The organism is Kitasatospora sp. NPDC085895 (genome assembly GCF_040702125.1).
GTDB classification, from domain to species: domain Bacteria; phylum Actinomycetota; class Actinomycetes; order Streptomycetales; family Streptomycetaceae; genus Kitasatospora; species Kitasatospora arboriphila.
Genome location: NZ_JBFBJY010000045.1, coordinates 42,617 through 68,336 on the forward strand (window position 1 = coordinate 42,617; position 25,720 = coordinate 68,336).

21 protein-coding genes are annotated in these 25,720 nt (G+C 75.2%); 7 read left to right on the forward strand and 14 right to left on the reverse strand.

Annotated elements, in window-relative coordinates; translation table 11 throughout:
• The first annotated feature begins 276 nt into the window (after nt 1-276).
• On the forward strand, nt 277-2,253 hold the full coding sequence (locus tag AB0442_RS25435; RefSeq protein WP_366165563.1) for a hypothetical protein: 1,977 nt from the start codon (nt 277-279) through the stop codon (nt 2,251-2,253).
• 125 nt (nt 2,254-2,378) lie between these two features.
• Here AB0442_RS25435 and AB0442_RS25440 read toward each other — a convergent pair whose 3' ends face one another.
• Nucleotides 2,379-2,723 carry a hypothetical protein gene (locus AB0442_RS25440; protein WP_366165565.1) on the reverse strand — a complete coding sequence of 115 codons (345 nt, stop codon included), beginning with the start codon at nt 2,721-2,723 and terminating at the stop codon, nt 2,379-2,381.
• A 187-nt stretch (nt 2,724-2,910) separates the two neighbouring features.
• Between AB0442_RS25440 and AB0442_RS25445 the strand changes: the two genes are divergently transcribed.
• Complete coding sequence (locus tag AB0442_RS25445) at nt 2,911-4,224, forward strand: nucleotide sugar dehydrogenase (RefSeq protein WP_366165566.1); 1,314 nt, start codon at nt 2,911-2,913, stop codon at nt 4,222-4,224.
• A 15-nt stretch (nt 4,225-4,239) separates the two neighbouring features.
• On the opposite strand, the gene AB0442_RS25450 is transcribed toward AB0442_RS25445, so the two are convergent.
• From AB0442_RS25450 to AB0442_RS25485, 8 genes are all read right to left on the reverse strand, one after another.
• Nucleotides 4,240-5,430 carry a hypothetical protein gene (locus AB0442_RS25450; RefSeq protein ID WP_366165567.1) on the reverse strand — a complete coding sequence of 397 codons (1,191 nt, stop codon included), beginning with the start codon at nt 5,428-5,430 and terminating at the stop codon, nt 4,240-4,242.
• 142 nt (nt 5,431-5,572) lie between these two features.
• Nucleotides 5,573-8,065 carry an SUKH-4 family immunity protein gene (locus AB0442_RS25455; RefSeq protein WP_366165568.1) on the reverse strand — a complete coding sequence of 831 codons (2,493 nt, stop codon included), beginning with the start codon at nt 8,063-8,065 and terminating at the stop codon, nt 5,573-5,575.
• A 22-nt stretch (nt 8,066-8,087) separates the two neighbouring features.
• Complete coding sequence (locus AB0442_RS25460; RefSeq protein ID WP_344628083.1) at nt 8,088-9,089, reverse strand: SMI1/KNR4 family protein; 1,002 nt, start codon at nt 9,087-9,089, stop codon at nt 8,088-8,090.
• Between the two features lie 101 nt (nt 9,090-9,190).
• Nucleotides 9,191-10,294, reverse strand: coding sequence for a DegT/DnrJ/EryC1/StrS family aminotransferase (locus AB0442_RS25465; protein ID WP_366165570.1), 1,104 nt, complete (start codon nt 10,292-10,294; stop codon nt 9,191-9,193).
• Nucleotides 10,291-11,844: a Rieske 2Fe-2S domain-containing protein gene (locus AB0442_RS25470; RefSeq protein ID WP_366165572.1), complete on the reverse strand. Its 1,554-nt coding sequence runs from the start codon at nt 11,842-11,844 to the stop codon at nt 10,291-10,293. Before AB0442_RS25470 ends, AB0442_RS25465 begins: the two co-directional genes overlap by 4 nt.
• Complete coding sequence (locus AB0442_RS25475; RefSeq protein WP_366165574.1) at nt 11,841-12,986, reverse strand: DegT/DnrJ/EryC1/StrS family aminotransferase; 1,146 nt, start codon at nt 12,984-12,986, stop codon at nt 11,841-11,843. The genes AB0442_RS25470 and AB0442_RS25475 overlap by 4 nt, the downstream gene beginning before the upstream one ends.
• A gap of 35 nt (nt 12,987-13,021) precedes the next feature.
• Nucleotides 13,022-14,002 carry an NAD-dependent epimerase/dehydratase family protein gene (locus AB0442_RS25480; protein WP_366165575.1) on the reverse strand — a complete coding sequence of 327 codons (981 nt, stop codon included), beginning with the start codon at nt 14,000-14,002 and terminating at the stop codon, nt 13,022-13,024.
• Nucleotides 13,999-15,228, reverse strand: a complete 1,230-nt coding sequence (locus AB0442_RS25485) for a Gfo/Idh/MocA family oxidoreductase (protein ID WP_366165577.1) — start codon at nt 15,226-15,228, stop codon at nt 13,999-14,001. The genes AB0442_RS25480 and AB0442_RS25485 overlap by 4 nt, the downstream gene beginning before the upstream one ends.
• Before the next feature lie 366 nt (nt 15,229-15,594).
• Between AB0442_RS25485 and AB0442_RS25490 the strand changes: the two genes are divergently transcribed.
• The 3 genes from AB0442_RS25490 to AB0442_RS25500 all read left to right on the forward strand — a co-directional run bounded on the left by AB0442_RS25490 (nt 15,595) and on the right by AB0442_RS25500 (nt 18,009).
• Nucleotides 15,595-16,095: a YwqJ-related putative deaminase gene (locus AB0442_RS25490; protein ID WP_366165579.1), complete on the forward strand. Its 501-nt coding sequence runs from the start codon at nt 15,595-15,597 to the stop codon at nt 16,093-16,095.
• Nucleotides 16,096-16,177: 82 nt separating this feature from the next.
• Nucleotides 16,178-16,627, forward strand: a complete 450-nt coding sequence (locus AB0442_RS25495; protein WP_363541385.1) for an SUKH-3 domain-containing protein — start codon at nt 16,178-16,180, stop codon at nt 16,625-16,627.
• Nucleotides 16,628-16,800: 173 nt separating this feature from the next.
• Nucleotides 16,801-18,009, forward strand: a complete 1,209-nt coding sequence (locus AB0442_RS25500) for an acyltransferase family protein (RefSeq protein WP_366165581.1) — start codon at nt 16,801-16,803, stop codon at nt 18,007-18,009.
• A 13-nt stretch (nt 18,010-18,022) separates the two neighbouring features.
• On the opposite strand, the gene AB0442_RS25505 is transcribed toward AB0442_RS25500, so the two are convergent.
• Nucleotides 18,023-19,300: a histidine kinase gene (locus AB0442_RS25505; RefSeq protein WP_366165583.1), complete on the reverse strand. Its 1,278-nt coding sequence runs from the start codon at nt 19,298-19,300 to the stop codon at nt 18,023-18,025.
• A gap of 284 nt (nt 19,301-19,584) precedes the next feature.
• On the opposite strand from AB0442_RS25505, the gene ppc reads away from it, so the two are divergent.
• Nucleotides 19,585-22,320, forward strand: coding sequence for a phosphoenolpyruvate carboxylase (gene ppc / locus AB0442_RS25510; RefSeq protein ID WP_366165590.1), 2,736 nt, complete (start codon nt 19,585-19,587; stop codon nt 22,318-22,320).
• 60 nt (nt 22,321-22,380) lie between these two features.
• Here ppc and AB0442_RS25515 read toward each other — a convergent pair whose 3' ends face one another.
• The 4 genes from AB0442_RS25515 to pth all read right to left on the reverse strand — a co-directional run bounded on the left by AB0442_RS25515 (nt 22,381) and on the right by pth (nt 24,759).
• Nucleotides 22,381-23,118 (reverse strand): hypothetical protein, encoded by a 738-nt coding sequence (locus AB0442_RS25515; RefSeq protein WP_366165585.1) that lies wholly within the window; start codon nt 23,116-23,118, stop codon nt 22,381-22,383.
• Nucleotides 23,111-23,605 carry a SigE family RNA polymerase sigma factor gene (locus AB0442_RS25520; RefSeq protein ID WP_366165586.1) on the reverse strand — a complete coding sequence of 165 codons (495 nt, stop codon included), beginning with the start codon at nt 23,603-23,605 and terminating at the stop codon, nt 23,111-23,113. The genes AB0442_RS25515 and AB0442_RS25520 overlap by 8 nt, the downstream gene beginning before the upstream one ends.
• A gap of 109 nt (nt 23,606-23,714) precedes the next feature.
• Complete coding sequence (locus tag AB0442_RS25525) at nt 23,715-23,984, reverse strand: hypothetical protein (RefSeq protein ID WP_363541391.1); 270 nt, start codon at nt 23,982-23,984, stop codon at nt 23,715-23,717.
• 187 nt (nt 23,985-24,171) lie between these two features.
• Nucleotides 24,172-24,759, reverse strand: a complete 588-nt coding sequence (gene pth / locus AB0442_RS25530; RefSeq protein ID WP_366165587.1) for an aminoacyl-tRNA hydrolase — start codon at nt 24,757-24,759, stop codon at nt 24,172-24,174.
• Nucleotides 24,760-24,900: 141 nt separating this feature from the next.
• Between pth and AB0442_RS25535 the strand changes: the two genes are divergently transcribed.
• Nucleotides 24,901-25,720, forward strand: an 820-nt coding sequence (locus AB0442_RS25535) for a DNA alkylation repair protein (RefSeq protein WP_366165589.1), incomplete at its 3' end; no start/stop codon positions are given.

Sequence of the window (25,720 nt, forward strand, 5' to 3'; positions counted from 1 at the left end):
GCCTCGCCCTTCCCGTGGTGCGCGCCCTGCCCTCCGGGCCCGGTCCGCAGCCCTTCCTGCCCCCCGGCCCGCCCGGAGAGGCGCACAGCAATGTTCTGAATGCTCCCTTTGCGCCCCTTTTTTCACGATATGAGCATGACAGCGGGGGGAACCCTCCCGGCGTCGGCAGGGCGCCCGTACTCCCGGAGCGAGCCCCCTGGTCTCCGGTGACGGCACGGCGTCCGGCCGGCCCTCCCTGCACGAAACCCACCCGAACATGCGAACAGGAGCCACGCCATGGCCGGCGACCTGAACATCCACGAACTCGCCGTGATGGACGCCCGTGAGGCGCCCCCGGCACCCCCCGACCCGCAGACCGCCCTCCCCGAGGCGGCCCCGGTGCTGCACCGCTACGGCCGCGTCAACGTCGTCCAGCCCACGGGCGGGAGCAACGGCGCCACCGAGGTCCCGGACGCCGAGCTGCCGCTGATGACCCAGGTGGAGGCGCTGGGCGTCAAGGCGCTGAGACTGCGCGAGACCCCGACCTACCGTGCGGTGAAGCGGGCCCGCCCGCGCGACGGCGAGCTCTGGACCTCCCTCGGATCCTGCACCACCGTCGTCCCCACCCCCGAGGTCGACCTCGGCGCCCCCGGCTTCGCCGGCGCCCCGGCACCCGCCCCCACCAGCTCCTACCTGGAGGGCAGCGTCGCCGTCGGCATCGTGATCGTCGAGGGGCCGACGGCCGACCTGCAGTTCACCGAGGCCGAACGCACCAAGGTGGTGGCCGAGGTCCAGAACGGCCTCAGCTGGTACTCGACCACCAACCCGGCCGCCGGGATCACCTTCACCTACGACATCCAGATCGTGCGGATCGACACCGCGGCCGACCCGGGCGCCGCCGACCTGGAGGCGCTGTGGCGCGACCCCGCCATGGGGGCGCTCGGCTACAGCGCCGACTGGAACGGCGTGGTGTCCTACGTCAACGACATCCGCAACCGCTTCGGCACGCGGTGGACCTACTGCGGCTTCTTCACCAAGTACCCGCTGGTGCACTTCGCGTACGCGTCCATCGGCGGGCCGCGGATCGTCATGAACTACGCCAACGACGGCTGGGGCCCGGACAACATCGACCGGGTGTTCGCCCACGAGACCGGGCACATCTTCGGCTGCCCCGACGAGTACGCCTCCAGCGGGTGCGACTGCGGCGGCAGCTGGGGCCGGTTCGGCACCCCCAACAGCAACTGCGAGAACTGCGCGGCGGACGGCGTCGACTGCCTCATGCGGGCCAACACCTTCGCGCTCTGCCCGCGGACGCCGAGCCACCTCGGCTGGGCCACCAACGTGGCGGGCAACCCCGCACTGCTCCAGGGCCGGTTCGGCCTCAACGGCAACTTCGAGCTCACCGTGCCCTCGGCCTACGACGGCGTCGACTTCCTGTGGCGCGACAACGACGACCCGAACCTGCCCTGGGGCGAGCCGACCCAGTTCGGCCAGGAGCTGGGCCGGGTCGACGCCCTCACCATGATCCAGAGCAACTACGGGTCCCCGGGCAACCTCGAACTCATCGCCCGCGTCCGCGACACTCTGCAGTTCTTCTGGCGCGACTCCGGACCCGACTTCCACTGGAACGGCCCGTACCAGATCGCCGCCGGCGCCGCCGGCAACCCCGCCCTCGTCCAGAGCCGCTTCGGCCAGCAGGGCAACTTCGAACTCGTCTTCCCCGCGGCCGGCGGCGGCATCAGCTTCATGTGGCGCAACAACGACGACCCCGCCATGCCCTGGAGCGCCCCCTTCACCTTCGCCCAGGACCTCGGCCAGGTCGACGCCCTCACCATGATCCAGAGCAACTTCGGATCCCCGGGCAACCTCGAACTCATCGCCCGCGTCCGCGACACCCTGCAGTTCTTCTGGCGCGACTCCGGACCCGACTTCCACTGGAACGGCCCGTACCAGATCGCCGCCGGCGCCGCCGGCAACCCCGCCCTCGTCCAGAGCCGCTTCGGCCAGCAGGGCAACTTCGAACTCGTCTTCCCCGCGGCCGGCGGCGGCATCAGCTTCATGTGGCGCAACAACGACGACCCCGCCATGCCCTGGAGCGCCCCCTTCACCTTCGCCCAGGACCTCGGCCAGGTCGACGCCCTCACCATGATCCAGAGCAACTTCGGATCCCCGGGCAACCTCGAACTCATCGCCCGCGTCCGCGACACCCTGCAGTTCTTCTGGCGCGACTCCGGACCCGACTTCCACTGGAACGGCCCGTGGCGGCTCCTGTGACCCGGTACCCCGGGTGACCGGCCGCTGCCGGTGACCGTGCCCCGCGGGCGGCCCGTCCCAGGACGGGCCGCCCGTCGTCAGCAGTGGCCGAGCGTTCGGGGCCGCCGGGCGTCAGGACCGGTCCGTCAGGACGCCCCGCCCGTCGGCCGGTCCGGCGGCCGGAAGCCGGGGTCGTCCCAGGCCAGCCCGTCGCCGGGCCGTTCCTTGGGCCGGGCCCGCGCCTCCCAGGCCGAGACGAACAGCTGCTCCCCCGGCGAGAAGACCCGGCGGGCGGTGTCCGGCACGGCGTCGGTGTAGACCCCGAGGACTCCGGGCAGTGCGAGGACCTTCTCCCGCTGCCCCTCCCCGACCACGGCCAGGACCACCCGCTGCGAGCCCAGCTGGGTCACCGCCACCAGCTCCCGCAGGCGGTCGAGCACCCCCTCGACGGGGGCGAGCAGGACCAGTGCCTCGTGCGGCGGCTCGTTCATACGTCCATCCCATGACCGTCGGCACGCGCTGTCAACCGCTGGGCCCGAAGGCCCGGTTGTGCCGGACGCACGCGTTTGCGCGAAGCCGCCCGCGCACCGGCACGCCCTCCGTACCCTCGTGTGAAGAAGGTGTGGGCCCGCCCCGCAGAGGGTGCGCGCGCCGTCGCGATGGAGGGGGTACTTCGTCATGCGCGTGGTCATCGCAGGGCAGGGCTACGTCGGACTGCCGCTGGCCGTCCGGGCCGCCGAGGTCGGGCACACCGTGGTCGGGTACGACGTCGACGAGCGGCGGATCAAGCGGCTCGCGGTCGGCGAGTCCTACGTCGAGGACATTCCCGGCAGCCGGCTGCAGCCGCTCCTCGACAGCGGCGCCTACCTGCCCTCGGCCGACCCCTCGGACGTGGCCGGCTTCGACATCGCGGTGATCACCGTGCCCACCCCGCTGCGCGACGGCGCCCCCGACCTGTCGTACATCGAGGCCTCCGCGCACCTGCTCGCCCGCCACCTGCGGCCCGGCGCGACCGTCGTCCTGGAGTCCACCACCTACCCGGGCACCACCGAGGAGCTGCTCGCCCCGCTGCTGGAGGAGGGCTCCGGGCTGCGGGCAGGGGACGACTTCCACCTCGGCTACTCCCCCGAGCGGATCGACCCGGGCAACCCGCGGTGGCGGCTGGAGAACACCCCGAAGGTCGTCTCCGGCACGACGGCGGAGGGGCTGGCCGCGGTCGAGGGCTTCTACGGGCAGCTGGTGGAACGGACCGTGCCGGTCTCCTCCTGCAAGGAGGCCGAGTTGACCAAGCTGCTGGAGAACACCTTCCGGCACGTGAACATCGCCCTGGTCAACGAGCTGGCGATGTTCGCCCACGACCTCGGCATCGACGTGTGGGAGGCCATCGACGCGGCCTCCACCAAGCCCTTCGGCTACCTCCGCTTCACCCCCGGGCCGGGAGTCGGCGGCCACTGCCTGCCGATCGACCCGTCCTACCTGTCCTGGCGGGTGGAGCGGACCCTCGGCCGGTCCTTCCGCTTCGTGGAACTGGCCAACGACGTCAACAGCCACATGCCGGACTACGTGGTGCAGCGGCTCACCGAGGCGCTCAACGAGCGGCGCCGCTCGGTCAACGGCTCCCGGATCCTCGTCCTGGGCCTCGCCTACAAGAAGAACACCGGCGACGCCCGGGAGACCCCGGCCGCCCGGGTGGTCGAGCTGCTGACCAGGATGGGCGCCGAGGTCCGCGCCGCCGACCCGCACGTGGTGGTCGGCGTCCACGTCGCCGAACCCACCGTCCCCGGCCGGCGGACCGCCTCCCCCGACCACGAGGGCGACCCCCTGGCCACCGTCCGCCGCGTCGAGGCGACGCCGGAGGAGCTGGCCGCCGCCGACGCGGTGGTGCTGCTGGCCGACCACGACGAGTTCGACTACCCGGGCATCACCGAGCACGCCCAGTACGTCCTGGACTGCCGGCGGCGGCTGACGGGGGCTGCGGTCGAGGTGCTGTGAGCCCCGGGCGGCCGCTCAGCCGCGGCGGGTGACCCGGTGGGGGCGGGTGTCGTGGTCGATGCCGTCGTCCACGATGACGATCTTGGGGACGATCTTCGGCTCGGCCCCGGGCTCCTCGGCCGCGCTCTCCACCGGGGCGGGCTGCTCGGCGGCCCCGGTGCGCTCCTCGGCCGCAGGCTCCTCGGGGACGGCCGTCGGCTCGGCCTCGACGGCCGGCGACTCCGCGGCCGGCAGCGGCTTCTTCAGCAGCAGGTCGAGGGTCAGCTCGGGCTCGTTCGCCTCCTTGGCCGCGGCCTCCAGGGCGGCCGGGCGGCTGCCGGGCTCGATGCTGCCGAGCGCGGCGCCGGTCAGCTCCGCGAGGGTCTGCTTGACGGCGTCGAGGCGCTCCTGCATCTCGGCGTGCCGCGCGGCGAAGTCGGACTGGTCCGACTCGCTGTTGGAGCGGATGTTCTCGGCCTTGCGGCGGGCGGCGGCGAGCAGGTCCTCGGCGCGCTTCTGGGCGGCGCCCTCGATGGCGCGGATCTCCGCGAGGATGTCCTCGCGGTGCTGCTCGGCCTCCCTCAGGCGGCGCTCCGCACCGGAAGTGATCTTGGCCTCCTCGGCGTCGGCCTGGGCCTCCGCCTCGGCGAACATCTCGTCGGAGCGGCGCCGCAGCTCGGCCAGCTTGTCCTCGGCGCGCTCCTCGGCCTCGGCGGCGGCGACCCGGGTGCGGGCGGCGTCGGCGGTGGCGGTGTCGTGGGTGGTCCGGGCGTCCTGTTCGGCCTGGTCGAGGATCGACTCGGCCTCGGCGCGGCTGCGGTCCTCGGTGGCCCGAGCGGCCTGCTCGGCCTCGCCGCGGACGGTCGCGGAGTACGTCTCGGCCGCGCGGGCGGCGGACCGGCCGGCCTGCTCGGCGTCGGCCCGGGCCTGCTCGGCGTCGCGGGCGGCGTTGTCGCGGACGGCCGCGGCCTCGTTCTCGGCGATCAGCATGAGCGCGCCGGCCTGGGCGCTGAGCCGTCCGTAGTCGGGCTCGGGCGCGTCCTCCTTGGCCCGGAGGATCTCGCCGAGGCGCTTCTCCATCTCCCGCAGGCCGGCCCCGAGCACGCTGAGCCGCTCCCAGGCCTCGTCGCGGTCGGCGGTCAGCGCCCGGAGGGTCGCGTCGACCTGCTCCATGGCGTAGCCGCGGCGGGCCACCGTGAAGCCGTGCTGGGAGACGGCGTCGCTCATCGGCTCTTCCCCTTGTGCTGTGGGTGTGCATCTGTTCGCGGGCGTCCCAGGGGGCGCCCACTTGACCTATTTTGCGCAGGTACGGTCGAAAGCCCAACAAGGCGAGGCCGGGGGCGGGACCGTACGGCCCGCCCCCGGGCTGCTACATCAGACCGTCCCAGAGCTGCTCCAGGAGCACCGCCCACCAGCCCTCGGGCGTGTGCAGCGCCGCCGGGTCGACCGCCAGCAGCTGGGCCTGCAGGTCGGTCGTCCAGCGACCGGCCTGCTCCGGCGTCAGGCCGTACCGGAGCCGCCACATCCGGCCGAGGACGGCGAGGCTGCGGACGAACTCCGGCACGCCGGTGTTGACGAAGCGGGGCGGCTCACCGGTTCCCTCCAGGTCGACGGCGACCACCGCGGCGGTGCCGTACTGGACGCACAGCTGCCGTCCGTAGTCGTTGCCGAGCACCAGGTAGCCGCCGAAGTCCGGGCCGGCCGGGCGGCCGCGTTCGGCGGCCAGCTCGGCCAGCGTCGGGATCGGCCGACCCTCCTGGGCCTGCGCCCAGAAGAACGGCGGGAACTCGCGCGGCAGACCGGCCCACATCAGCGTCTGGGCGACCGCCTCGGGCACGCCCTGCCGGGAGACGGCGCGCTGCTCGAAGCGGAACACCGCACCGCCGAACGCCTGCCCGAGCTCCGCCCCGAGCTGCTGCGGGGGGATCGGCGGCAGCTGCGGGACGGCACCGGGCGGCGGCAGCGGCGCCTGCACCGGCCGGGGCCGCTGCGGGGCGGCGGCCAGCTGGTGCAGCTGGTCCAGGTGGTCCAGCAGCATCGCCATGCCGGCCTGCCGGGCCTGCCGGTCGCGGCCGTACGGGACGGTGTGGGTGATCCGCACGTTCGGCCAGGAGGACTTCACCATCCGGGCGCAGTAGCCGCCGGGCAGGTCGCACAGCTCCAGCTCGGTGTGGAACTCCAGCACCTGGTCCGGCGGCACGCCGAGGCGGCGCATCTCCTGCAGCGCCTTCCACTCCGGGTGCGGGGTGCCGGGCTCGCTGGCCATCACCAGCGACTGCTCGGAGCCGTCCGGACGGCGGTAGCTGATCACGGCCTGGGTGCCGGGGCCGATGGTCGGCACCCCCGCGGCGGGCGGCGGCACCGGGGCGGCCTGCGGCGCGGGGGCGGGCGGCGCGGGCACGGCCGGCGGGGCGCCCACCGGACCGGCGCCGGGGTAGCCGTAGCCGGGCGGCGGCGGTCCCGGGACGGGGGCCATGCCGGCCGGCGGCGGGGGCATCGCGGGGCCTGGCGCGGGCGCACCGGGTCCGGACGCGCCGGGGCCGCCGGGCAGGTCGATGGCGTGCGCCAGCTGGGTGGCGGCGTGCGCCACCCCGGCGGCGTCCGGTGCGGGCCGGGCGGGGGCGGCCCGGCCGCCCTGGGCGAGCGAGGCCAGGGCGGGCGGCGGCGGGGCGGACGGTGCCGAGCGGCCCGTCCCCGCACCGGCCGGACCGGCTCCGCCGCGGAGCTCCGCGGGCGGGGGCGGCGGCGGGGCGGACGGCGCGGAACGGCCCGTCCCCGCACCGGCCGGACCGGCTCCGCCGCGCAGCTCGCCCGGCGGGGGCGGCGGCGGAGCGGACGGGCCGGAGCGGCCGAGCTGGACGCCGGCCGGCGGGGTGCCGGGGGCGCCGGGCAGGCCCATCAGTCCGGGCGGGCCGTCGGTGGCGAGCACGGTCGGTGCGTACGCCACGCCCGGGCCGGAGGCGCCCTGACCCGAGGCGCCCTGACCGGGGGCGCCCGGGCCGGCGGCACCGGGGCCGGGCGGGACCGGCGGCAGCTGGTCCGGCGTGGCGAGCACGGTCGGCGCGTGCTCGACCGCGACCGGGGGCACCGGGGTACCGGCCGAGGGCGTGCCCGGCCCGGGGAACGGCGGTGGGGCGGTCGGCGGGACGGCGGGCGGCGCCGGCGGCGCGGCGGGCGGCACGTCGAACCCGAAGCCCTCGGGCATCGCGACGGTGGCGGCCGGCGGGGCGGCGGCGGGCATCGCGGTGGCCGGCATGGGCACGGTGAGCCCCTCCGAGCCGGGCGGCGCCGCCTCGGCGGACCGCTCCCGCAGCCCGTCCAGCTGCGAGGGCGGGGCCAGCATGGTCGGCGCGTCGCCGGCCGGCCGGTCGGAGGCGGGCGGCATGGTCTGCACGGCCGGGGCCGCCGGGACGGGCTCCGGCACGGCCGCCGCGGCGGGTGCCGCGGGCGGCTCGGCGGCGGGCGTGCCCAGCCGCTCGTTCTCGGCGGCGATCGCGGCCGCCCCGGCCTCCTGCAGCCACTGCGGCGGGCTGAGCAGGAACGAGGTCGCCTCGACCGCGCCCGGCACCGGCCGGGCGGCGCCGGCCGGGTTGGGCTCCGTCCGGCCGCCGTACGTCTCCTCGAACTGGCGGACCACCTCGTTGACCGGCAGCGGCGGCCAGAGGGTGCTCGCCCCGCTGTCCCGGGCGATCACCAGCCGCACCTCGCCGCCCTCCGGGGGCTCGCCCTCGGCCCCCTCCACCGCCCAGCAGACGAAGCCCAGGTCGAACTCCCGCACCCGTACCTCGCGCTGCCGGGAGCGCGGCACGCCGGCGTTGATCCAGTCCTCGGCGATCTCCTGCGCCTGCGCGTACGTCACCACGCCCGGCTCACCCCTCCGTTGCTCAGTTCACCGGGACGGCCCGGGCGAACCCGCCGTCCACCATCAGCTCCGCGACCGTCTCCAGCTCCGGCGGACTGCCCGCCAGCCGGAGCAGGAACGCGTCGAAGCTCTCCCCGCAGGGCAGCAGCAGCCGCGCCACCCTCTCCTCCGGCGGTTCCGTGCCGCCGCCGTCGCGCGCGTCGTCGTACGGGCAGAACCAGACCGAACCGGTCCGTTCGCCCCGCACCTTGAGCGCGAGCAGACCGCCCTGGACGTAGGCGATGCCCAGGTAGTCCTTGGTGAGGTGGTCGCGCAGGCACTTGTTGGCGTACACCAGGTCGTGCACGCCGTACTCCTCGCTCAGCGTCAGGAACGGCTGGTCGAGGAGGACTCCGTAGTCGGCGTCCAGGGCGACGCCGGCCGGGGCGCGGCCGCCGGCGATCTTCAGGAAGCTGCGGTAGGCGCCGGGCAGCGGGTGCCCGAGCCGCTGCTCGGCGCGCTGCACCAGGTCCTCGGACACCGCGACCGGGTCGCCGCCGTCCATGGCCAGCGGGAAGTGCACCGGCCGGCGCTCCTGGAGCGGGCGGGTGCCGCGGCGGGCGTGGTCGGCGGAGGAGCGGGCGAGGCCGCCGTGGTGCCGCAGCAGCGCCTTGACCTCGACGGGGACGAGCTCCATCCGGCGCCAGCCGGGCGCGGCCCGGCCGACGGCGTGGTGCCAGGTCCAGCCGGGCGGGGTGGCGACGGCGGTCGTCAGGTCGGCCCACAGCTCGTGGCCCTGGGTGAACAGCGCGGCGTTGGCGGAGACGTAGTCGGTGAGCCGCAGCTCGTCCACGCCGAAGCCCTCCGGCGGGTCGGCCACCTCGGCGGCCGCGGCGGCGTACGGACCGAAGTCCGGGAAGCCGTACTCGTCCACGCGGACACCGGCCGGGTGCTTCTCGGCCCGGATCGGGTCCGGGAACTGCACCACCTGGCCCGCGTACGCCGAGTTGGGCGCGGCGGCGGCGCCGGGCCGACCTGTCGTCATCAGGGCTCCCCCACTGGCTCTGCACTGTTGCGGGCACCAGCGTAGGGGAAGGGACACCCCTGGAGACCAGGGGCGTCACTCCCGTTCCGGGCGGCACCGCGTCAGCGGCGCACCGCCTTGGCCAGCACCTCCGTCACCCGGCTCTGCTGGTCCTCGGTGATCTGCGGGAAGAGCGGCAGGGTGAGCAGTTCGGCGGCGGCCCGCTCGGCCACCGGGAAGGCCCCCTCGGCGTGGCCGAGGCCGCGGAAGGCGGGCTGCAGGTGGACGGGCACCGGGTAGTGCACCCCGGCGCCGATCCCGGCGGCCTGCAGGTCGGCGAGGACGGCGTCGCGGCCGCGTGCCACCCGGACGGCGTACAGGTGCCAGACGTGCTCGTTGCCGGGCAGGGTGCGCGGCAGGGTGAGGCCCTCGACGCCGGCGAGCAGCGCGTCGTAGCGGGCGGCGGCGGCCCGGCGGGCCTCGTTCCAGGCGGGCAGCCGGCGCAGCTTGGCGCGCAGCACGACGGCCTGCAGGGTGTCCATCCGGGAGTTGAAGCCGAACCGCTCGTGCACGTACTTGCGGCCGGAGCCGTGGTCGCCGATCAGCCGGACGGCGGCGGCGAGGCCCTCGTCGTCGGTGACCACCGCGCCGGCGTCGCCGTAGGCGCCGAGGTTCTTGCCGGGGTAGAAGCTGGTGGCGGCGATCCGGCCCCAGGAGCCGGAGACCCGGCCGTCCTGCCGGGCGCCCTGGGACTGTGCGCCGTCCTCGACCACGGGCAGCCCGCCGGCGACCTCCAGCAGCGGCGCCATCGGGGCGAGCTGGCCGTTGAGGTGGACGGGCAGCAGCACCGCGGCGCCGGGCAGCGCGTCGGCGACGGCCGCCGGGTCGATCAGGAGGTGCTCGGGGTCGACGTCGACCAGGACGGGCCGCAGCCCGGCCCGGACGACCGCCTCGGCGGTGGCGACGAAGGTGTTGGCGGGCAGCACCGCGCCGGAGCCGGGCGGCAGGTCGAGGGCACGCAGGGCGAGTTCGAGGGCGTCGGTGCCGTTGGCGGTGCCGACCGCGTGCCGCACCCCGGAGAAGGCGGCGTACTCGGCCTCGAAGGCGGCCACGTCGGGGCCCTTGACGTAGGCGCCGCTCGCCAGGACGGCGTCGAAGCCCGCGCGCACCTCCTCGGCGACCTCGGCGTGGGCGGCGTGCAGGTCGACGAGCGGGATGTCGGTCATGGGATTCGCCCCTCGGCGGGTTCGGTGGACGGTGCGGGCACGGGTACGGCTTCGGGCTCGGCGGGCTCGGACTCCACGCGCAGCGGGAGGCTGCCGCCGGAGAGGCAGACGCCGGTCGCGGCGTCCCACCGCCAGTGGTGGCGGGGGCACTCGACGACGCCGTCGGCGATCACGGCGTGGGCGAGGTCCTCGCCGGCGTGCGGGCACCAGCGCTGCAGCCGCAGGCCGTCGCGCCGGACGGTCTCGTCGGAGGCGGTGCGCTCGTGCACCAGCCGGCGGGTCTGGGCGGGCTGGTGGCCGTACCGCAGCAGCGAGAGCAGGGTGAGGTCGAAGACGTCCGGGTCGCGGTGCAGGGCGAGGCGCATGGAGAGCAGGGCCTCCTCCCAGCCGGCCCGGCCGTCGAGGACGGCGCGCAGGGCGCGCGGCGGGACGCGGATGGTGTAGCCGGGGTCGACCGGTTCGTCCTCCAGGTCGACCCGGGCGGCGAGGTCGCCGAGGGCGATCCGCCAGGCCTCGCCGCCGGCCTCCAAGGCGAGCCGGCCGCGGTAGTCGGCGAGCAGCGGGCGGTTGAGCCGGCGGAGCCGGTCGAAGTGGGCGTCGACCTCCTCGGCGGTGGGCGGCGCGGACCCGCCGCGGTGGTACGCCTGCCACTCCTCGCGGCGGCGTTCGCGGTAGTCGGCGAGGTACCCGGCCGGGTCGGTGAGCCAGCGGCCGGGCGGGGCCGGGGGCACCTCCCGGCCGTCGGGCCCGGGGAGCGCGCCGACGGTGTCGCCGGGGGCCGTCCGGACGACCTCGACCCCGGGACAGGCGGCGGCGAAGTCGGCGGCGACGTCCTCCCAGTGCGGGAAGATCGTCCGTTCGCGGTCGTTGAACCGGTCGAGCTCCGGGTCGAGGAAGCAGGCCGGGCCGGCCGAGGGCAGGTAGCGGCGGGCGCCGGTGAGCCGGACCTTGCGGACCAGACTGTCCATCAGGTCGGCGCGGACGGCGGCGGTCTTGGCGGCCATCCGCGCGGGCGGGTAGTCGTAGGCGTTGGGGTACCACATGGCGCCGGAGTACTGGGCGGCCAGCAGGTCGACGCCGCCGGGCAGGTCGGACAGCGGCGGGTTGCAGTCGTTGAGGTCGAGGAAGCGGAAGCCCCCGAGGTCCAGCAGCAGGCCGCTGTCCTCCTTGTGGCTGGTGTCCAGCAGCATGGTGGCGGTGGCGTCCGGGCCGAGCCGGTGGGTCTCCCGGTGGCCGAGCGGCACCTGCCGGGTGAAGCCGAGTGCGGCGAGCCGGCGCTGCAGCGACCGGGTCCGGTAGCGGGGCACCAGGACGGCGGTGTCCCGGGAGAGCCGGTCGAGCAGCCGCTCGTCGAGGTGGTCCTCGTGGGTGTGCGAGACGTAGAGGTAGTCCCAGCGGCCGGCCACCACCTCGGGCAGCAGCGGCCGGTTGTCCGGGTACGGGAACCAGGCGCCCAGGAACGCGGGGTGGAACCACGGGTCGATCAGCAGCCGCAGGCCGGCGTGCTCGACCGCGAAGCCGGCGTGCCCGAGGTGCCTGGTCGAGGTCACCCGACGGCCTCCCGGAGGGCCGCGACGACGCGGTCCTGCTGCTCCTCGGTGAGGGTGTGGAACAGCGGCAGGATCAGCGAGCGGTGGGTGATCAGCTCGGTGGCGGGCAGCGGCACCCGGGCGGTGCCCTTGTACGGGGCCTCCAGGTGGGCGGCCATGATGCCGCGCCGGGCGGAGACTCCGGCGGCGGCGAGCCGGGCGAGCACCTCGGTGCGGTCGGGGGCGCCTTCCGGCAGCAGCAGCCAGCAGGCCTGGTAGTTGCCGGTGCCGTGGGCGGGGTCGGCGACCAGCCGTGCGGCGAGCGGGCCGAGCAGGCTGCGGTAGCGCTCGGCGAGTTCGCGCCGCCGGGCGACCATGGCGGGCAGCTTGCCCAGCTGGACCAGGCCGACGGCGGCCTGGATGTCGGTCATCCGGTGGTTGAAGCCGATCTCGTCGTAGGTCTCGACGACGGCGGCGCCGCCGGAGGCACTGTGCCGGTCGGAAGCGGAGACGCTCATCCCGTGCTCGCGCAGCCGGCGCAGCCGGGCGGCGAGGTCGGCGTCGTGGCAGGTGACCATGCCGCCCTCGCCGGTGGTGAGCAGCTTGCGCGGGTGGAAGGAGTAGGCGGCGATCGCGGCGGCGGCGCCGACCGGGCGGCCCCGGTACACGGAGCCGGCGCCGCAGGCGGCGTCCTCGACGACGGTGGCGCCGCGGGGTTCGACCAGGGCCCGGATCGCGTCGAGGTCGACCGGGACACCGCCCTGGTCGACGGCGATCACGGCCCTGGTGCGGTCGGTGAGCACGGCGGCGACCGTGTCGGCGGTGAGGTTGCCGGTGGCGGGGTCGACGTCCGCGAAGACCGGGACGGCGCCGACGTAGGTGACGGCGTTGGCGGTGGCGACGAACGAGAGCGAGGGCACCACCACCTCGTCGCCGGGCCCGACCCCGGCGCCGATCATGGCGAGGTGCAGCGCGGTGGTGCAGGAGGAGACGGCGACCGCGTGCGGGACGCCGAGGTGCTCGGCGAAGGCCCGCTCGAAGGCGGCGACCCGCGGGCCCTGGGCGACCCACCCGGAGCGGACGGCCTCGGCGGCGGCCTCGGCCTCCTCCTCGCCGAGCCACGGCACCATGACGGGGATGACGGCCGCGGGGGTACTGGACACGGGGGTGCTCCGAACTGCTCGCGGGTCGGTCGTGGTCACTGCGCGCGCCACCAGGCGACGAGCCGGCGCAGGCCCTCGTCGAGGCCGAGGTCGGGCTTCCAGCCGAGGTCGCGTTCGGCGGCGGAGATGTCGGCGAGCCGGCGGACCACGCCGCCCGCGGTGCCGCGGGCCGGGCCGTGCTCGACGTCGAGGTCGCTGCGGTCCATCGCGGCGAGCAGCGCGTCGGCGAGGCCGCGCAGCGAGACCTCGCTCGCGGAGGCGATGTTGTAGACCCGGTCGGTGACCGGGGCCGCGGCGGCGAGCAGGTTCGCCCGGGCGATGTCCTCGGTGTAGACGAAGTCCATGGTCTGGGTGCCGTCGCCGAAGATCAGCGGGGGTTCGCCGGAGGCGATCCGCTCCATCCAGCGGATGAACACCTCGGTGTACCGGCCGTGGACGTCCATCCGGGGCCCGTACACGTTGAAGTAGCGCAGCGCGACGTAGTCCAGGCCGGTCATGGCGTGGAAGCTGCGCAGCATGCCCTCGTTGAACGCCTTGGCGGCGCCGTAGAAGGTGTCGTTGTTGTAGGGGTGCTGGGTCTCCGGCGTCGGGAAGGTGTCGGCGAGGCCGTAGACGGAGGCGGTGGAGGAGGCGATCAGCTTGCGGACGCCCTTCTCGGCGGCGGCCTCGACGACGTCGAAGGTGCCGTCGACCATGATCTCCAGGGCGAGTCGGGGTTCGGCGGCGCACTGGGTGATCCGGATCGCGGCGAGGTGGAAGAGCAGGTCGGTGTCGTCGCCGAGGAGTTCGCGCAGCAGGGCGCGGTCGCGGATGTCGCCGTCGACGACCCGCAGTCGGCCGGGGGCGGCGAGCTCCCGGGCGCGGGCGAGGTTCTCCGTGCGTCCGCGGACGAAGTTGTCGAGCACGACGACCTCGCGGGCACCGGCCTCGATCAGCTGGTCGACGACGGTGGAGCCGATGGTGCCGGCGCCTCCGGTGACCAGGCAGCGGGAGCCGGGGACGGGGACTGCGTTCATCGGGCGGCGGCCCTCTCCTGTGCGGTGGACGACGGTGCGGGGCTCGGCGGTGCGGGGCTGGGCAGTGCGGTGACGGGGCCGGTGCCGGCGGCCGGGCCGACGGGCACGGTGGCGCCGCCGAGTTCGAGGCTGCGGGAGGCGGCGTGCAGCAGGCGCAGCACCCGCAGGCCGGAGCGGCCGTCGGTGAGCGGGGCCCGGCCCTCGGTGACGGCGGCGGCGAACTCGGCCATCACGTTGCGCAGCGCCTCCTGTTCGACCAGGGCGGGGGCGACCATGTCGCCGACCCGGTACGAGATCATGGCGCGGTGCCGGATGGCGTCGGTGAGCTCGTCGGGCGGGGTGAGGTCGACGCCGCGGTCGTGGATCGCCAGCCGGGCCTGCGGGTTGAGGTCGTCCCAGACGAGGGTGCGCCGGGAGCCGCCGATCAGGGTGGTGCGGACCTTGGTCGGCGAGAGCCAGTTGACGTGGCAGTGGGCGAGCGCGCCGTTGCTGAGCCGGACGGTGAGGTAGGCGACGCAGGCGCGGCCGGCCCCGATCGGGTCGGCGCCCTGGGCGCTGACGCCGACCGGTTCGACGCCGGGCGGCAGCACGAAGTCGAGGATCGACAGGTCGTGCGGGGCGAGGTCCCAGAGCACGTCGACGTCGGGCTGGACGAGGCCGAGGTTGATCCGCACCGAGTCGAAGAACTGGACGTCGCCGATCTCGCCGCCGTGCACGAGCTCGCGGATCCGGCGGACCACCGGCGTGTAGCAGAAGGTGTGGTCGCACATCAGCACCAGTCCGCGTTCTTCAGCGAGTTCGCACAATTCCGCGGCCTCGCCGGCGGTGGTGGTGATGGGCTTCTCGACGAGCACGTGGCGGCCGGCCTCCAGGGCGGCGCGCACCAGCTTGTAGTGGGCGGCGGCGGGGGTCGCGACGGCGACGGCCTCGACCCGGTCGTCGGCGAGGACTTCGTCGAAGGAGGTGGTGGTGCGGACGGTGCTGTACTCGCCGAGCACCCGGCGGGAGCGTTCCTCGTCCAGGTCGCACAGCCAGTGCAGCCGCAGGGCGGGCGTCTGCTGGGCGTTGCGGACGAGGTTGGGTCCCCAGTACCCGGCGCCGACCACGGCGAGGCCGATCCGGCGCCCGGGCGCGGACCCGGTCGTACCCGGCGTGGGGACGTGCTCGCCGGGCGCTTCGTGCGCCTCCTGCGCCGGCGCGTGCCCCTGCCCGTGCTGCGTCGACATCGACAAGACCCCCCTTGTCCGGTGCCGGAGCGTCACCGCCCGGAGCACCCCGCGTCCGTGCGGCCCCCGGATCGGATCACCACCGCCGGCCCTGCGGCCGGCGGCGCCCCACGGTGCTGCCCAGGTGGCCCCGCCGCTGGAACGGTACCGGCCGCCGTACGCCCCCGGGGGCCGAATCCGCAAACCCGCGGCGCGCCGTGACGGCCTTCGCAACGCTCCGTACACCCCGGGTCCGCGGCGCTGCGAAGGGTTTGACAGTCTTGAGGCCCACAATGAGGGAGCCGGTCGGCGTCCACCGACCGTCAGCACCCCGTCCGACTGCCGACCGGGCCCGGAGACCCGCGCGGAAAGCGATCGAGGAGAACCATGTCAGCGAGCCCGACGGCCGACCGGGAGCCCGGCACCGCCGAGCAGCCGGCGGCCCCGGCCGTGCCGCGCCTGCTGCACGTGCGGGACAGCGTGCTGCCCGCGGTCGCGGCGGCGCTCTCGCTGAAGAACGGCGAGGTGCACACCCTGGCCGGCGACAAGGCCGACCTCGCTCCGCTGCTCCACCCGCTGGTCGGGGACTTCCTCGCCGGCCTGCCGATCGAGCACCGCGAGCGGTTCACCGGGCGGTGCCCGGAGGCGGTGCTGCTCTCCCAGTACCTCACCACGGTGGACGGGGCGCGGTCCAAGCGCGCCTCGCGCAAGCCGCTGGGCCTGCACGACGCCCGCAAGGCGTTGCGGGGCGCCCGGCTGACCACCCTGCGCATCCGCGAGGAGGGGGACCCGGCGCACGGCACGCACGCGCCGCCGTGCCGCTCCTGCGCGGCCCTGCTGGACCACATGAACGTCGCGAGCGTCGCCGTCGGGCCCACCACCCGCTGACGCGCGCCGTCCCTGTCCCCGAACCACGGAGCAGACCCTGAACGCGACCGCCGTACGAACCCAACCGCGCTTCCCCGCCGACGTGGCCGCCGCCCTCAAGCAGGCCGGCTGGCACCCCGGACGCTGGGAGATCCGCCAGGCCGAGGCCTGGGCGGACGTGCTCGCCGTGCACGGCGGGCCCCTGGACACCCCGCACTCCGTCTTCCCCGCCGCCGTGGAGGCCTGGGCCGAGTTCGGCGGGCTGGCCTTCGACCTGGACGGCGCCGGCCGGGCACTGGCCCGCACCCCCTTCCTGCTCGACCCGCGCTGCGGCCTGCACCAGCCGCGCACCCTGGCCGACCTCGGCCGCGCGCTCGGCACCCGCCTCGCCCCGCTCGGCGAGGAACGGTACGGCCAGGCGCTCCTGGCGATCGACGAACTCGGCCGGGTCTTCAGCCTGGACCACACCGGCGAGTGGTACCTCGGTGCCACGGTCGACCAGGCGCTCGCCACCCTGGTCATGGGGCTCACCCCGGAGCGGCTGCGCGCCTGACGCGTCGGCACCGACCGTTTCCTCCGCACCGGCTGACGGATCGTCGGCCGGTGCGCCCCCGTCCGCCGCCCTTCGTGCGCGGGCGCACCGCTTTCGCCCGAACCCCTCCCGTCCCGCCCGCCCCGGGTCCACACTGTGTGGAAATTCCGAGGAGAGGACCGGGAGGAATCGCGATGAGCGCCCCCACCGCCGCCGCGGACCGCACCGAGACCCCCGACCCCGACACCGGCGCCGACCCCGACACCGCAGAGGCCCCCGGGCGGCAGCCGCTCTTCGACAACGCCAAGTTCGCGGCGGTCGCGCTGGTGGTGTGCGCGCACACCTGGATGCCGCTGGCCGGCGCCGACCGGACGGTCGCCGCCGCGGTGCTGACCGTCGCGGCCTTCGCGATGCCGGTGTTCGTGACGCTGTGCGGCCGGTTCGCGCAGCCCCGGCCGGGCCGTCCGGTGGTGGACGGCCGTCGCCTGGTGACCGGCGTCGCCGTGCCGTACCTGGTCTTCCAGGTGCTGTACAACCTGGTCGGCATGGTGCTGGAGGGCCGGTTCGCACCGTTCTCGCTGCTGGAGCCGCGCTGGCTGACCTGGTTCCTGCTCTCGCTGTTCGTCTGGCGGCTGACCGTGCCGCTGTGGACGGCGCTGCGGCATCCGCTGGCGGTGGCCGTGCTGGTCGCGGCCGCCTCGGGCGCCGCCCGGGCGCTGCCGGAGGAGCTCGCGCTCAGCCGCACCCTCGCCTTCCTGCCGTGGTTCGTGCTGGGGCTGGTGCTGCGCCCGCACCACCTCGCCCTGCTGCGGCGGCCGGCCGTCCGGCGCTGGGCCCCGGCGGTGCTGGCCGCGGTCTTCGCGGTGCTGTGGCTCACCGCCCCCGAGCTGCTGAACCCGGGCTGGGTGGAGTACACCGGCAGCGCCGCCCAGTTGCACGTCCCGTACCCGGTCTGGCTGGCCGTCAGGGCCTCGCTCGGCCTGCTGTCCCTGGTCGCCGGGGCGGCGTTCCTGGCCCTGCTGCCGGAGGGCCGGACCCGCTGGACGGCGCTGGGCGTGGCCTCGCTCCACGTCTACCTGCTGCACGGGCTGCCGCTGAAGCTCGTCCAGGCCTCCGGCCTCTACCACGCCCGGGTCCTGCACCACGCCTGGACGGCGCTGCCCCTGTTCGGCGCCTTCGCCCTGACCCTCGCGGTGGTCCTCGCCCTCCCGCCGGCCGTCCGCCTCTTCAGCCCACTGGTCGGCCCGAGGCTCGCCGACCGCCTGCTGGAAGCGCCCCCGGAGGGCGAACCACAAGGGGCGCGGGGAGCTGCGCAATCAGGGAGCGGGTGGCCTGACGGCTACGGCCGACCGGAGTTCACCGGGCGACCCGCATCCGGATCGCGCGGTTCCCCGCGCCCCTGAGGTGCTCGTCCGTTCAGATCAGCCGTTCCGAGGGCACCGCCAGCCGGGAGGGCAGCACCGCCTCGACGCGGAAGCCCCCGTCCGGCTCCGGGCCGGCGTCGAAGCTGCCGCCGAGGGAGACGACCCGTTCGCGCATGCCGACCAGCCCGTTGCCGCCGCTCGGCAGGCGGACGGGCTCGGCGCCGCCCGGGCAGTCGTTGACCACGGCCACCCGCACCCCGTTCGGCACGAAGGCCAGTAGGACGGACACCCGGGCCCCGCCGGCGTGCTTGTGGGCGTTGGTCAGCCCTTCCTGGACGAGCCGGTAGGCGGTCTGTTCGGCGTCCCCCCGGTAGGGGCGGCGCTCACCGCTGACGGTCAGCGAGACCGTCATCCCGGCGGCCCGGGACTGTTCGACGAGTCCGGTGACCTCGGTGAGGCCGCCCGTGCCCTCGGCGGCGGCCGCGGCCGGCTCGGCCATCCGCAGCACGCCGAGGATCTCCCGCAGCTCGTCCAGGGCCTGCCGGCCGACCTCTCCCATCAGTTTGGCGCTGGCCTGCGCCTTCTCCGGGTCCTTGGTGATGATCCGCTCCAGTGCTCCGGCGTGCACCACCATCAGGCTGACCCGGTGGGCGACCACGTCGTGCATCTCGCGGGCGATCCGGGTGCGCTCCTCCAGCCGGGCCCGCCGGGCCCGTTCGCTGGCCTGTTCGGCGAGCAGGTCGAGTTCGGCCTCCAGGCCGAGCGCCCGGTCCGTGAGCGATTCGACGAGCCGACGGCGGGCGCCGACGTAGAGGCCGGTGACCACCGGCGGCACGGTCAGGCCGACCGAGACGAGGGCGGCCAGCAGGACGAACACCCAGGTCGGCGGGGTCTCCTCGGCGGGCACCTGGGTGGGGGCGAGCATGTAGACGAGGGCCATGCCGAAGGTCTCGGCGAGGGCGATCGCGGAGAGCGCGACGACCCGGCGGCGGCGCGAGGGCCACTCCCAGGTGGCGGCCAGCGTGTAGAGCGAGACGACCAGCAGCACCATGCCGAACAGGCCGGGCACGAAGACCAGCCCGACCAGGACGGGTACGGCCGGCCAGCGCCGCCGCACGACCAGCGTCGCCCCGGCCAGTGCCCCCAGCACCGCCGACACGACCGCGGCCGGCGCACCGAGGTGCAGCCGGTCCCCCACCATGCCGTACGCCCCCGCGGCGCACTCCAGTCCAGCCAGTCCGGCCAGCCCCACGTCCAGCAGCGCACTGCGGCGCCGGGGCCACCACCCCAGGGTGTGGACCGGCCCGCCCCCCTCCGGCGACTTGCTCATGGGGGACAGCGTAAGGCCGCCCCTCGGGCCCTCCCCAGCGAGTTCCGCGGGACCCGGCGCGAGCGGCACCCTGTCCGCCATCCGGCCAATCTCGGACGCGGCACCCGGTGCCACCTATGCTGTGCGGGTCGGACAGCGCGGTCCGCACGCATCACCGTTACAAAGGTGATGAGAGCCGTTGCCGAACCCCCCACCACCACAGGGAGACAGCCGTGACCGCTCCGGTCCCCGCCTCGTCGGACGCCTCGTCCGCGACCGCCGGCCCCGACGCCGACAACGCCGCCCTGCGCGCGGACATCCGACGCCTCGGCGACCTGCTCGGCGAGACGCTGGTCCGGCAGGAGGGCCCCGAGCTGCTCGGCCTGGTGGAGCAGGTCCGCCTGCTCAGCCGCACCGACGGCGAGGCCACCGCCGAGCTGCTCGCCGGCATCGACCTGGAGACCGCGGGCAAGCTCGTCCGTGCCTTCTCCACCTACTTCCACCTCGCCAACGTCACCGAGCAGGTGCACCGCGGCCGCGAGTTCGCCACCCGCCGGGCCCGCGAGGGCTCGCTGCTCGCGCAGACCGCGGACCAGCTCGCCGAGGCGGACCCGAAGCACCTCCAGGACACCCTGGCCCACCTGGCCGTCCGGCCGGTGTTCACCGCGCACCCGACGGAGGCCGCCCGCCGCAGCGTGCTCAACAAGCTGCGCCGGATCGGCGAGCTGCTGGAGCGCATCCACCGCGAGCACCTCGCCTCGGGCCTGTCCGAGGCCGACCCCGTGCGGCACTCCTCGGCGAAGCGCCAGGCCGACCGCCGGCTCGCCGAGGTCATCGACCTGCTGTGGCAGACCGACGAGCTGCGGATCGCCCGCCCCGAACCGACGGACGAGGCCCGCAACGCCGTCTACTACCTGGACGAGCTGTACCGCGAGGCCGTCCCCGCCGTCCTGGAGGAGCTGCACGAGGAGCTCGCCCGGGTCGGCCTGGCGCTGCCCGACGGGGTGCGCCCGCTGACCTTCGGCACCTGGATCGGCGGCGACCGCGACGGCAACCCCAACGTGACCCCGCAGGTCACCTGGGACGTGCTCAACCTGCAGCACGAGTACGGCATCAAGGACGCCCTCGCCACCGTCGACGACCTGCGCAACTCGCTCTCCACCTCGGTGCGCCTGGCCGGGGCGAGCGAGGAGCTGCTGGCCTCGCTGGACGCCGACCTCAAGGCGCTGCCGGAGCTCAGCCCCCGCTACAAGCGGATGAACGCCGAGGAGCCGTACCGGCTCAAGGCCACCTGCGTCCGGCTCAAGCTGGAGAACACCCGGGACCGGCTGGCCGCGGGCACCCCGCACGTCGAGGGCCGCGACTACGTCGGCACCCGCGAGCTGGTCGCCGACCTGCGCCTGATCCAGGACTCGCTGCGCGCCCACCGCGGTGGGCTGATCGCCGACGGCCGCCTGGCCCGCGCGATCCGCACCGTCGAGGCGTTCGGCCTGCAGCTCGCGACCATGGACGTCCGCGAGCACGCCGAGGCCCACCACCACGCGCTCGGCCAGCTCTTCGACCGGCTCGGCGAGGAGGCCTGGCGCTACGCGGACATGCCGCGCGAGTACCGGCAGCGGCTGCTCGCCAAGGAGTTGCGCTCGCGCCGTCCGCTCGCGCCCGTCCCGGCCCCGCTGGACGCGGCCGGCGCGAAGACCCTCGGCGTGTTCAGCACGATCCGCGAGGGCTTCGAGCGGTTCGGCGACGAGATCGTCGAGTCGTACATCATCTCGATGTGCCAGGGCGCGGACGACGTGTTCGCGGCGGCGGTGCTGGCCCGCGAGGCCGGTCTGATCGACCTGCACGCCGGCATCGCCAAGATCGGCATCGTGCCGCTGCTGGAGACCACCGACGAGCTGCAGCAGGCCGACCGGATCCTCGACGAGATGCTCTCCGACCCGTCGTACCGCCTGCTGGTGTCGCTGCGCGGCGACATCCAGGAGGTCATGCTCGGCTACTCGGACTCCTCCAAGTTCGGCGGCATCACCACCTCGCAGTGGGAGATCCACCGCGCCCAGCGCCGGCTGCGCGACGTCGCCCACCGCTACGGCATCCGGCTGCGGCTCTTCCACGGCCGCGGCGGCACCGTCGGCCGCGGCGGCGGCCCCTCGCACGAGGCGATCCTCGCCCAGCCCTGGGGCACCCTGGAGGGCGAGATCAAGGTGACCGAGCAGGGCGAGGTCATCTCCGACAAGTACCTGCTGCCGTCGCTGGCCCGGGAGAACCTCGAACTCACCGTCTCCGCGACGCTCGCCGCCTCGGCGCTGCACACCGCGCCGCGGCAGGCCCCGGAGGAACTGGCCCGCTGGGACGCCGCGATGGACCAGGTCTCCGAGGCCGCGCACACCGCCTACCGCGGCCTGGTCGAGCAGGAGGACCTGCCGAAGTACTTCTTCGCGGCCACCCCGGTCGACCAGCTCGCCTCGCTGCACCTGGGCTCCCGCCCGTCCCGCCGCCCCGACTCCGGTGCCGGGCTGGACGGCCTGCGGGCCATCCCGTGGGTCTTCGGCTGGACGCAGTCCCGGCAGATCGTCCCCGGCTGGTACGGCGTCGGCGCGGGCCTCGCCGCCGCCCGCGCGGCCGGCCTCGGCGACGTGCTGGACGAGATGTACGGCCAGTGGCACTTCTTCCGCAACTTCCTGTCCAACGTCGCCATGACGCTGGCCAAGACCGACCTGCGGATCGCCCGGCACTACGTCGAGCAGCTGGTGCCGGCCGACCTGCACCACGTCTTCGACCAGATCACCGAGGAGCACGAGCGCACCCTGCGCGAGGTGCTGCGGCTCACCGGCGAGACCGAACTGCTCGACCACAACCCGGTGCTGAAGCAGACCTTCGCCGTCCGCGACGCCTACCTCGACCCGATCTCGTACCTCCAGGTGGCACTGCTGCGCCGGCAGCGCGACGAGGCCGCCAAGGGGCTGAGCGAGGACCCGCTGCGGGCCCGCGCCCTGCTGCTGACCGTCAACGGCATCGCCGCCGGTCTGCGCAACACCGGCTGACCCGGCACCCGCCCGGCCCGAGGGGCGGTCCCGCACACCGCGGGGCCGCCCCCCGGCGCGTCACCCCGTCGCCGACGGCTGCTCCACCACCTCCACCGCGTACGGCCGGTAGCGCGCCGCGAGGTCGGCGCGGGCGGTGTCCGCCTGCGGCGTGCCGAGGGCGATCCCGGTGCCGTCCACCAGCCTGCCCACGTCGGTGATCTCCACCCCGCGGTCCCGCCAGTACTCGGTGTCCCTCACCACCGCCGTGCACACCCGGCCCAGGTCGAACTGCGAGTAGGGCGCGTCGCGGAAGCGCAGGGTGCCCGCAGCCCCGCCGAGAGCCGCCGAGAGCCGGGCGTCCAGGTCGCTGCCGGGCACCCGGAAGACCAGCACCTGTCCGGCGCCGCGGTCCACGCAGACCCCGGCGATGTGGAAGCGGTCCTCCCGCAGGGCGAACCTCCAGGCCCGCTCGGCCGTTTCGTCCGGCCCGCTGTCCCCGATCGGGGCGGCACCGGACGCCCCGCTCCGCAGCCGGGCCGGGCAGGTCAGGTCGGGCAGCTCCGTGACGTCCGGCGCGGGCGCCGGGGCGGTGGCCGCCGGCGCCGCCCCGCCCGCCGCGCCGCCGTCCAGCAGCGGCAGCAGGCCGGCCAGCACCACGGCCGCGGCGGCGGCCGCCTGCGCCCCGCGGCGGCGGAGCACCCGGCGCCGGCCCAGGGTGCGGAGCCCGGCCAGCGGGACCTCCGCCGCGCCGACCCGGGCGTCCGCGGCCGCCTCCAGGCGACCGGCCAGTGCGCGTCCGAATTCCTCGTCATCCATGTCGGCTCACCTCCCGCTCGGGCGCGAGGTCGCGCCGGAGCGTGGTCATCGCCCGTCCGAGATGTGTCTTCGCCGTCGCGAGCGTGCAGCCCATCTCCTCGGCCACCGCGGAGACCGGCAGGTCGGCCCAGTAGCGGAGCACGACCGCGGCGCGCTGCCGCGGCGGCAGCGCGCGCAGGGCCGCGGCCAGTTGCTCGTCCCCCGCCGTCGTCTCCGGCCCGGCGACGTCCGGCAGGCGGTCGGTGAGGACCTCGCGCCTGGTGCGCCGCCAGCGGGAGACGTGCGTGCGCACCATGGTGCGGCGCACGTAGGCCTCGGTCGCCGACTCCTCGCGGATCGACCGGCGCCGGACGTACACCCGGGCGAGGGCGTCGTGCAGCAGGTCCCGGGCGTCGTGGAGGTCGCCGGTGATCAGGAACGCCGCGCGGAGCAGCGCCTGGTACCGCGCTCCGACGAAGGCGTCGAACGGGTCACCCTTCATCGTCATGCCCACCTGACGCACCGGCGGGCCGGAACGGACGACAGACCGGGAGGAAATCTTCCACCGGGAACGCGAGGGGCCGACCCCGGCGGGGTCGGCCCTGTGCCTGCGGCGGTCAGCCCTCGCGGTCGGCCCGGCGGCGGCGCACCCAGGTCGCCGCTCCGCCGGCCACCACGACCAGTCCGCCGGCCACCGCGTAGAGTCCGGCCGAGCCGCCGACCGAGCCGCTGACCGGCGGCACCATCTGGGCCGCGGCCGGCTCGGGGGACGGCTCCGGGCCCGCCGTCGCACCGGCGGCTTCCGCGGCCGGGGCGGCGATCCCGGTGGCTGCCAGGCACAATGCCGCGCCGCCGACCATCCGCGCCGCCCGGTAGGAGCGAATCACGTTCCTTACCCCCAGATCGAGCCCCTCAACCCCTTCGTACGGGTCAGACCGTATCCGATGGAACACCTCGACCTGACCGTGATTCAGGTCCCAGCGGCCAAGCGTTGCAGGACCGTTGTGTACGGCGCCGAATCCTCACGAACCGCTCCCGGGAGCCCTCCGCGGGGTGCCGTCCGGTGGGCGCGGCTCAGGAGTTGTAGGTGCTCTGGGCCCGCTCCAGCCCCTCGGAGAGCAGCGCCTCCACGGCGTCCACCGACCGGTCCACGAACCAGTCGAGGTCCTTGCGCTCGGCGGAGGAGAAGTCCTTCAGCACGAAGTCCGCGACCTCCATCCGGCCCGGCGGGCGGCCGATGCCGCAGCGGATCCGGTGGTAGTCGGCGCCGAGCGACTTGGTGATGGACTTCAGCCCGTTGTGGCCGTTGTCGCCGCCGCCGCACTTCAGCCGCAGGGCCGCGTAGTCGATGTCCAGCTCGTCGTGGATCGCGACGATCGCCCCGTTGGGGACCTTGTAGAAGTCGCGCAGCGCCGTGGTCGGCCCGCCGGAGAGGTTCATGAACGTCATCGGCTTGGCCAGCACCACGCGCCGGCCGGCCAGCCGGCCCTCGGCGACCTGGGCGCGGCTCTTGTGCGCCTTGAACTTCGCGCCCATCCGCTCCGCGAGCAGGTCCGCCACCATGAAGCCGATGTTGTGCCGGTTGCGGGCGTAGCCCTCGCCGGGGTTGCCCAGGCCCACGACCAGCCAGGGTCCCGTGTACTCGTCCGCCACCGCGCTCATCACCGATCTCCGCTCGCCTCGTTCCTGCGGGTCCATTATCCGCAGCGGCGCCGCGCCCGGCCGTGGCAGGGGCGTCCGCGGCGGCGGCCCGGGGCGGCGTACCGTCGTGACGACGACCGCCGCCGGACCGGAGGACCGCCCGTGACCGCCCCGACCGCCGCACTGGCCGCCGAGCTCGACGCCCGGCTGCAGGGCTCCGTGGTGCCCGGCCGCGCCGAGCAGGAGAAGGCGTACCTGAAGAGTTCGCTGCACCATCTGGGGGTCCCGGTGCCGGGGATGCGCGCCGCGGTGCGCGGTCTGCTCCGGCGCCACCCCGGGCTGGACCGGGCGGCGGTGCTGGCGCTGGTCGAGGAGTTGTGGGCGCGGCCGGTGCACGAGTCGCGCAGCTGCGCCGGGTTCCTGCTGGAGGCGCGCGAACGGATGCTGGTGCCGGCCGATCTGGCGCTGCTGGAGCGGATGCTGGAGCAGTGCGACACCTGGGCGCACGTCGACGTGATCGCGCCGAAGGCGGCCGGTCCGCTGCTGCTGCGGTTCCCGGGGACGGCGGAGGTGCTGCTGCGCTGGAGCCGCCGGGACGAGCTGTGGGTGCGCCGGGGCGGGGTGCTGGGCCACCTCCCGGCGCTGCGCTCGCCGGAGCGGTTCCCGCTCTTCTTCGGGGAGTTCGGGGCGCTCGCGGACCCGTTGCTGACGGATCCCCGGTTCTTCGTGCGCAAGGCGCTGGGCTGGTCGCTGCGCGAGGGTGCCAGGCACCACCCGGAGGAGGTCTGCGACTGGCTGGCCGGGCGGCTGCCGCGGGTCTCCGGGCTGACGCTGCGGGAGGCGCTGAAGCCGGTGCCGCAGGAGGTCCGGCTTCGGCTGCTGCCGGGGCACGGCGATCTCCAGCAGGGTCCGTTCGCCCGCGAGCACCTCGGCCCCCGCGACGGTGAGCCGCCGGCGCCGGACGTACTCCGACAGCGGGATC

What these genes read in the sequence shown, in the direction of transcription:
- AB0442_RS25505 (WP_366165583.1), bottom strand. Translation starts at nt 19,300, where the DNA reads ATGAGCAAGTCGCCGGAGGGGGGCGGGCCGGTCCACACCCTGGGGTGG.
- AB0442_RS25460 (WP_344628083.1), bottom strand. Translation starts at nt 9,089, where the DNA reads ATGACGACAGGTCGGCCCGGCGCCGCCGCCGCGCCCAACTCGGCGTAC.
- AB0442_RS25520 (WP_366165586.1), bottom strand. Translation starts at nt 23,605, where the DNA reads ATGACGATGAAGGGTGACCCGTTCGACGCCTTCGTCGGAGCGCGGTAC.
- AB0442_RS25440 (WP_366165565.1), bottom strand. Translation starts at nt 2,723, where the DNA reads ATGAACGAGCCGCCGCACGAGGCACTGGTCCTGCTCGCCCCCGTCGAG.
- AB0442_RS25445 (WP_366165566.1), top strand. Translation starts at nt 2,911, where the DNA reads ATGCGCGTGGTCATCGCAGGGCAGGGCTACGTCGGACTGCCGCTGGCC.
- AB0442_RS25515 (WP_366165585.1), bottom strand. Translation starts at nt 23,118, where the DNA reads ATGGATGACGAGGAATTCGGACGCGCACTGGCCGGTCGCCTGGAGGCG.
- AB0442_RS25450 (WP_366165567.1), bottom strand. Translation starts at nt 5,430, where the DNA reads ATGAGCGACGCCGTCTCCCAGCACGGCTTCACGGTGGCCCGCCGCGGC.
- AB0442_RS25465 (WP_366165570.1), bottom strand. Translation starts at nt 10,294, where the DNA reads ATGACCGACATCCCGCTCGTCGACCTGCACGCCGCCCACGCCGAGGTC.
- AB0442_RS25435 (WP_366165563.1), top strand. Translation starts at nt 277, where the DNA reads ATGGCCGGCGACCTGAACATCCACGAACTCGCCGTGATGGACGCCCGT.
- pth (WP_366165587.1), bottom strand. Translation starts at nt 24,759, where the DNA reads ATGAGCGCGGTGGCGGACGAGTACACGGGACCCTGGCTGGTCGTGGGC.
- AB0442_RS25500 (WP_366165581.1), top strand. Translation starts at nt 16,801, where the DNA reads ATGAGCGCCCCCACCGCCGCCGCGGACCGCACCGAGACCCCCGACCCC.
- AB0442_RS25490 (WP_366165579.1), top strand. Translation starts at nt 15,595, where the DNA reads ATGTCAGCGAGCCCGACGGCCGACCGGGAGCCCGGCACCGCCGAGCAG.
- AB0442_RS25485 (WP_366165577.1), bottom strand. Translation starts at nt 15,228, where the DNA reads ATGTCGACGCAGCACGGGCAGGGGCACGCGCCGGCGCAGGAGGCGCAC.
- AB0442_RS25480 (WP_366165575.1), bottom strand. Translation starts at nt 14,002, where the DNA reads ATGAACGCAGTCCCCGTCCCCGGCTCCCGCTGCCTGGTCACCGGAGGC.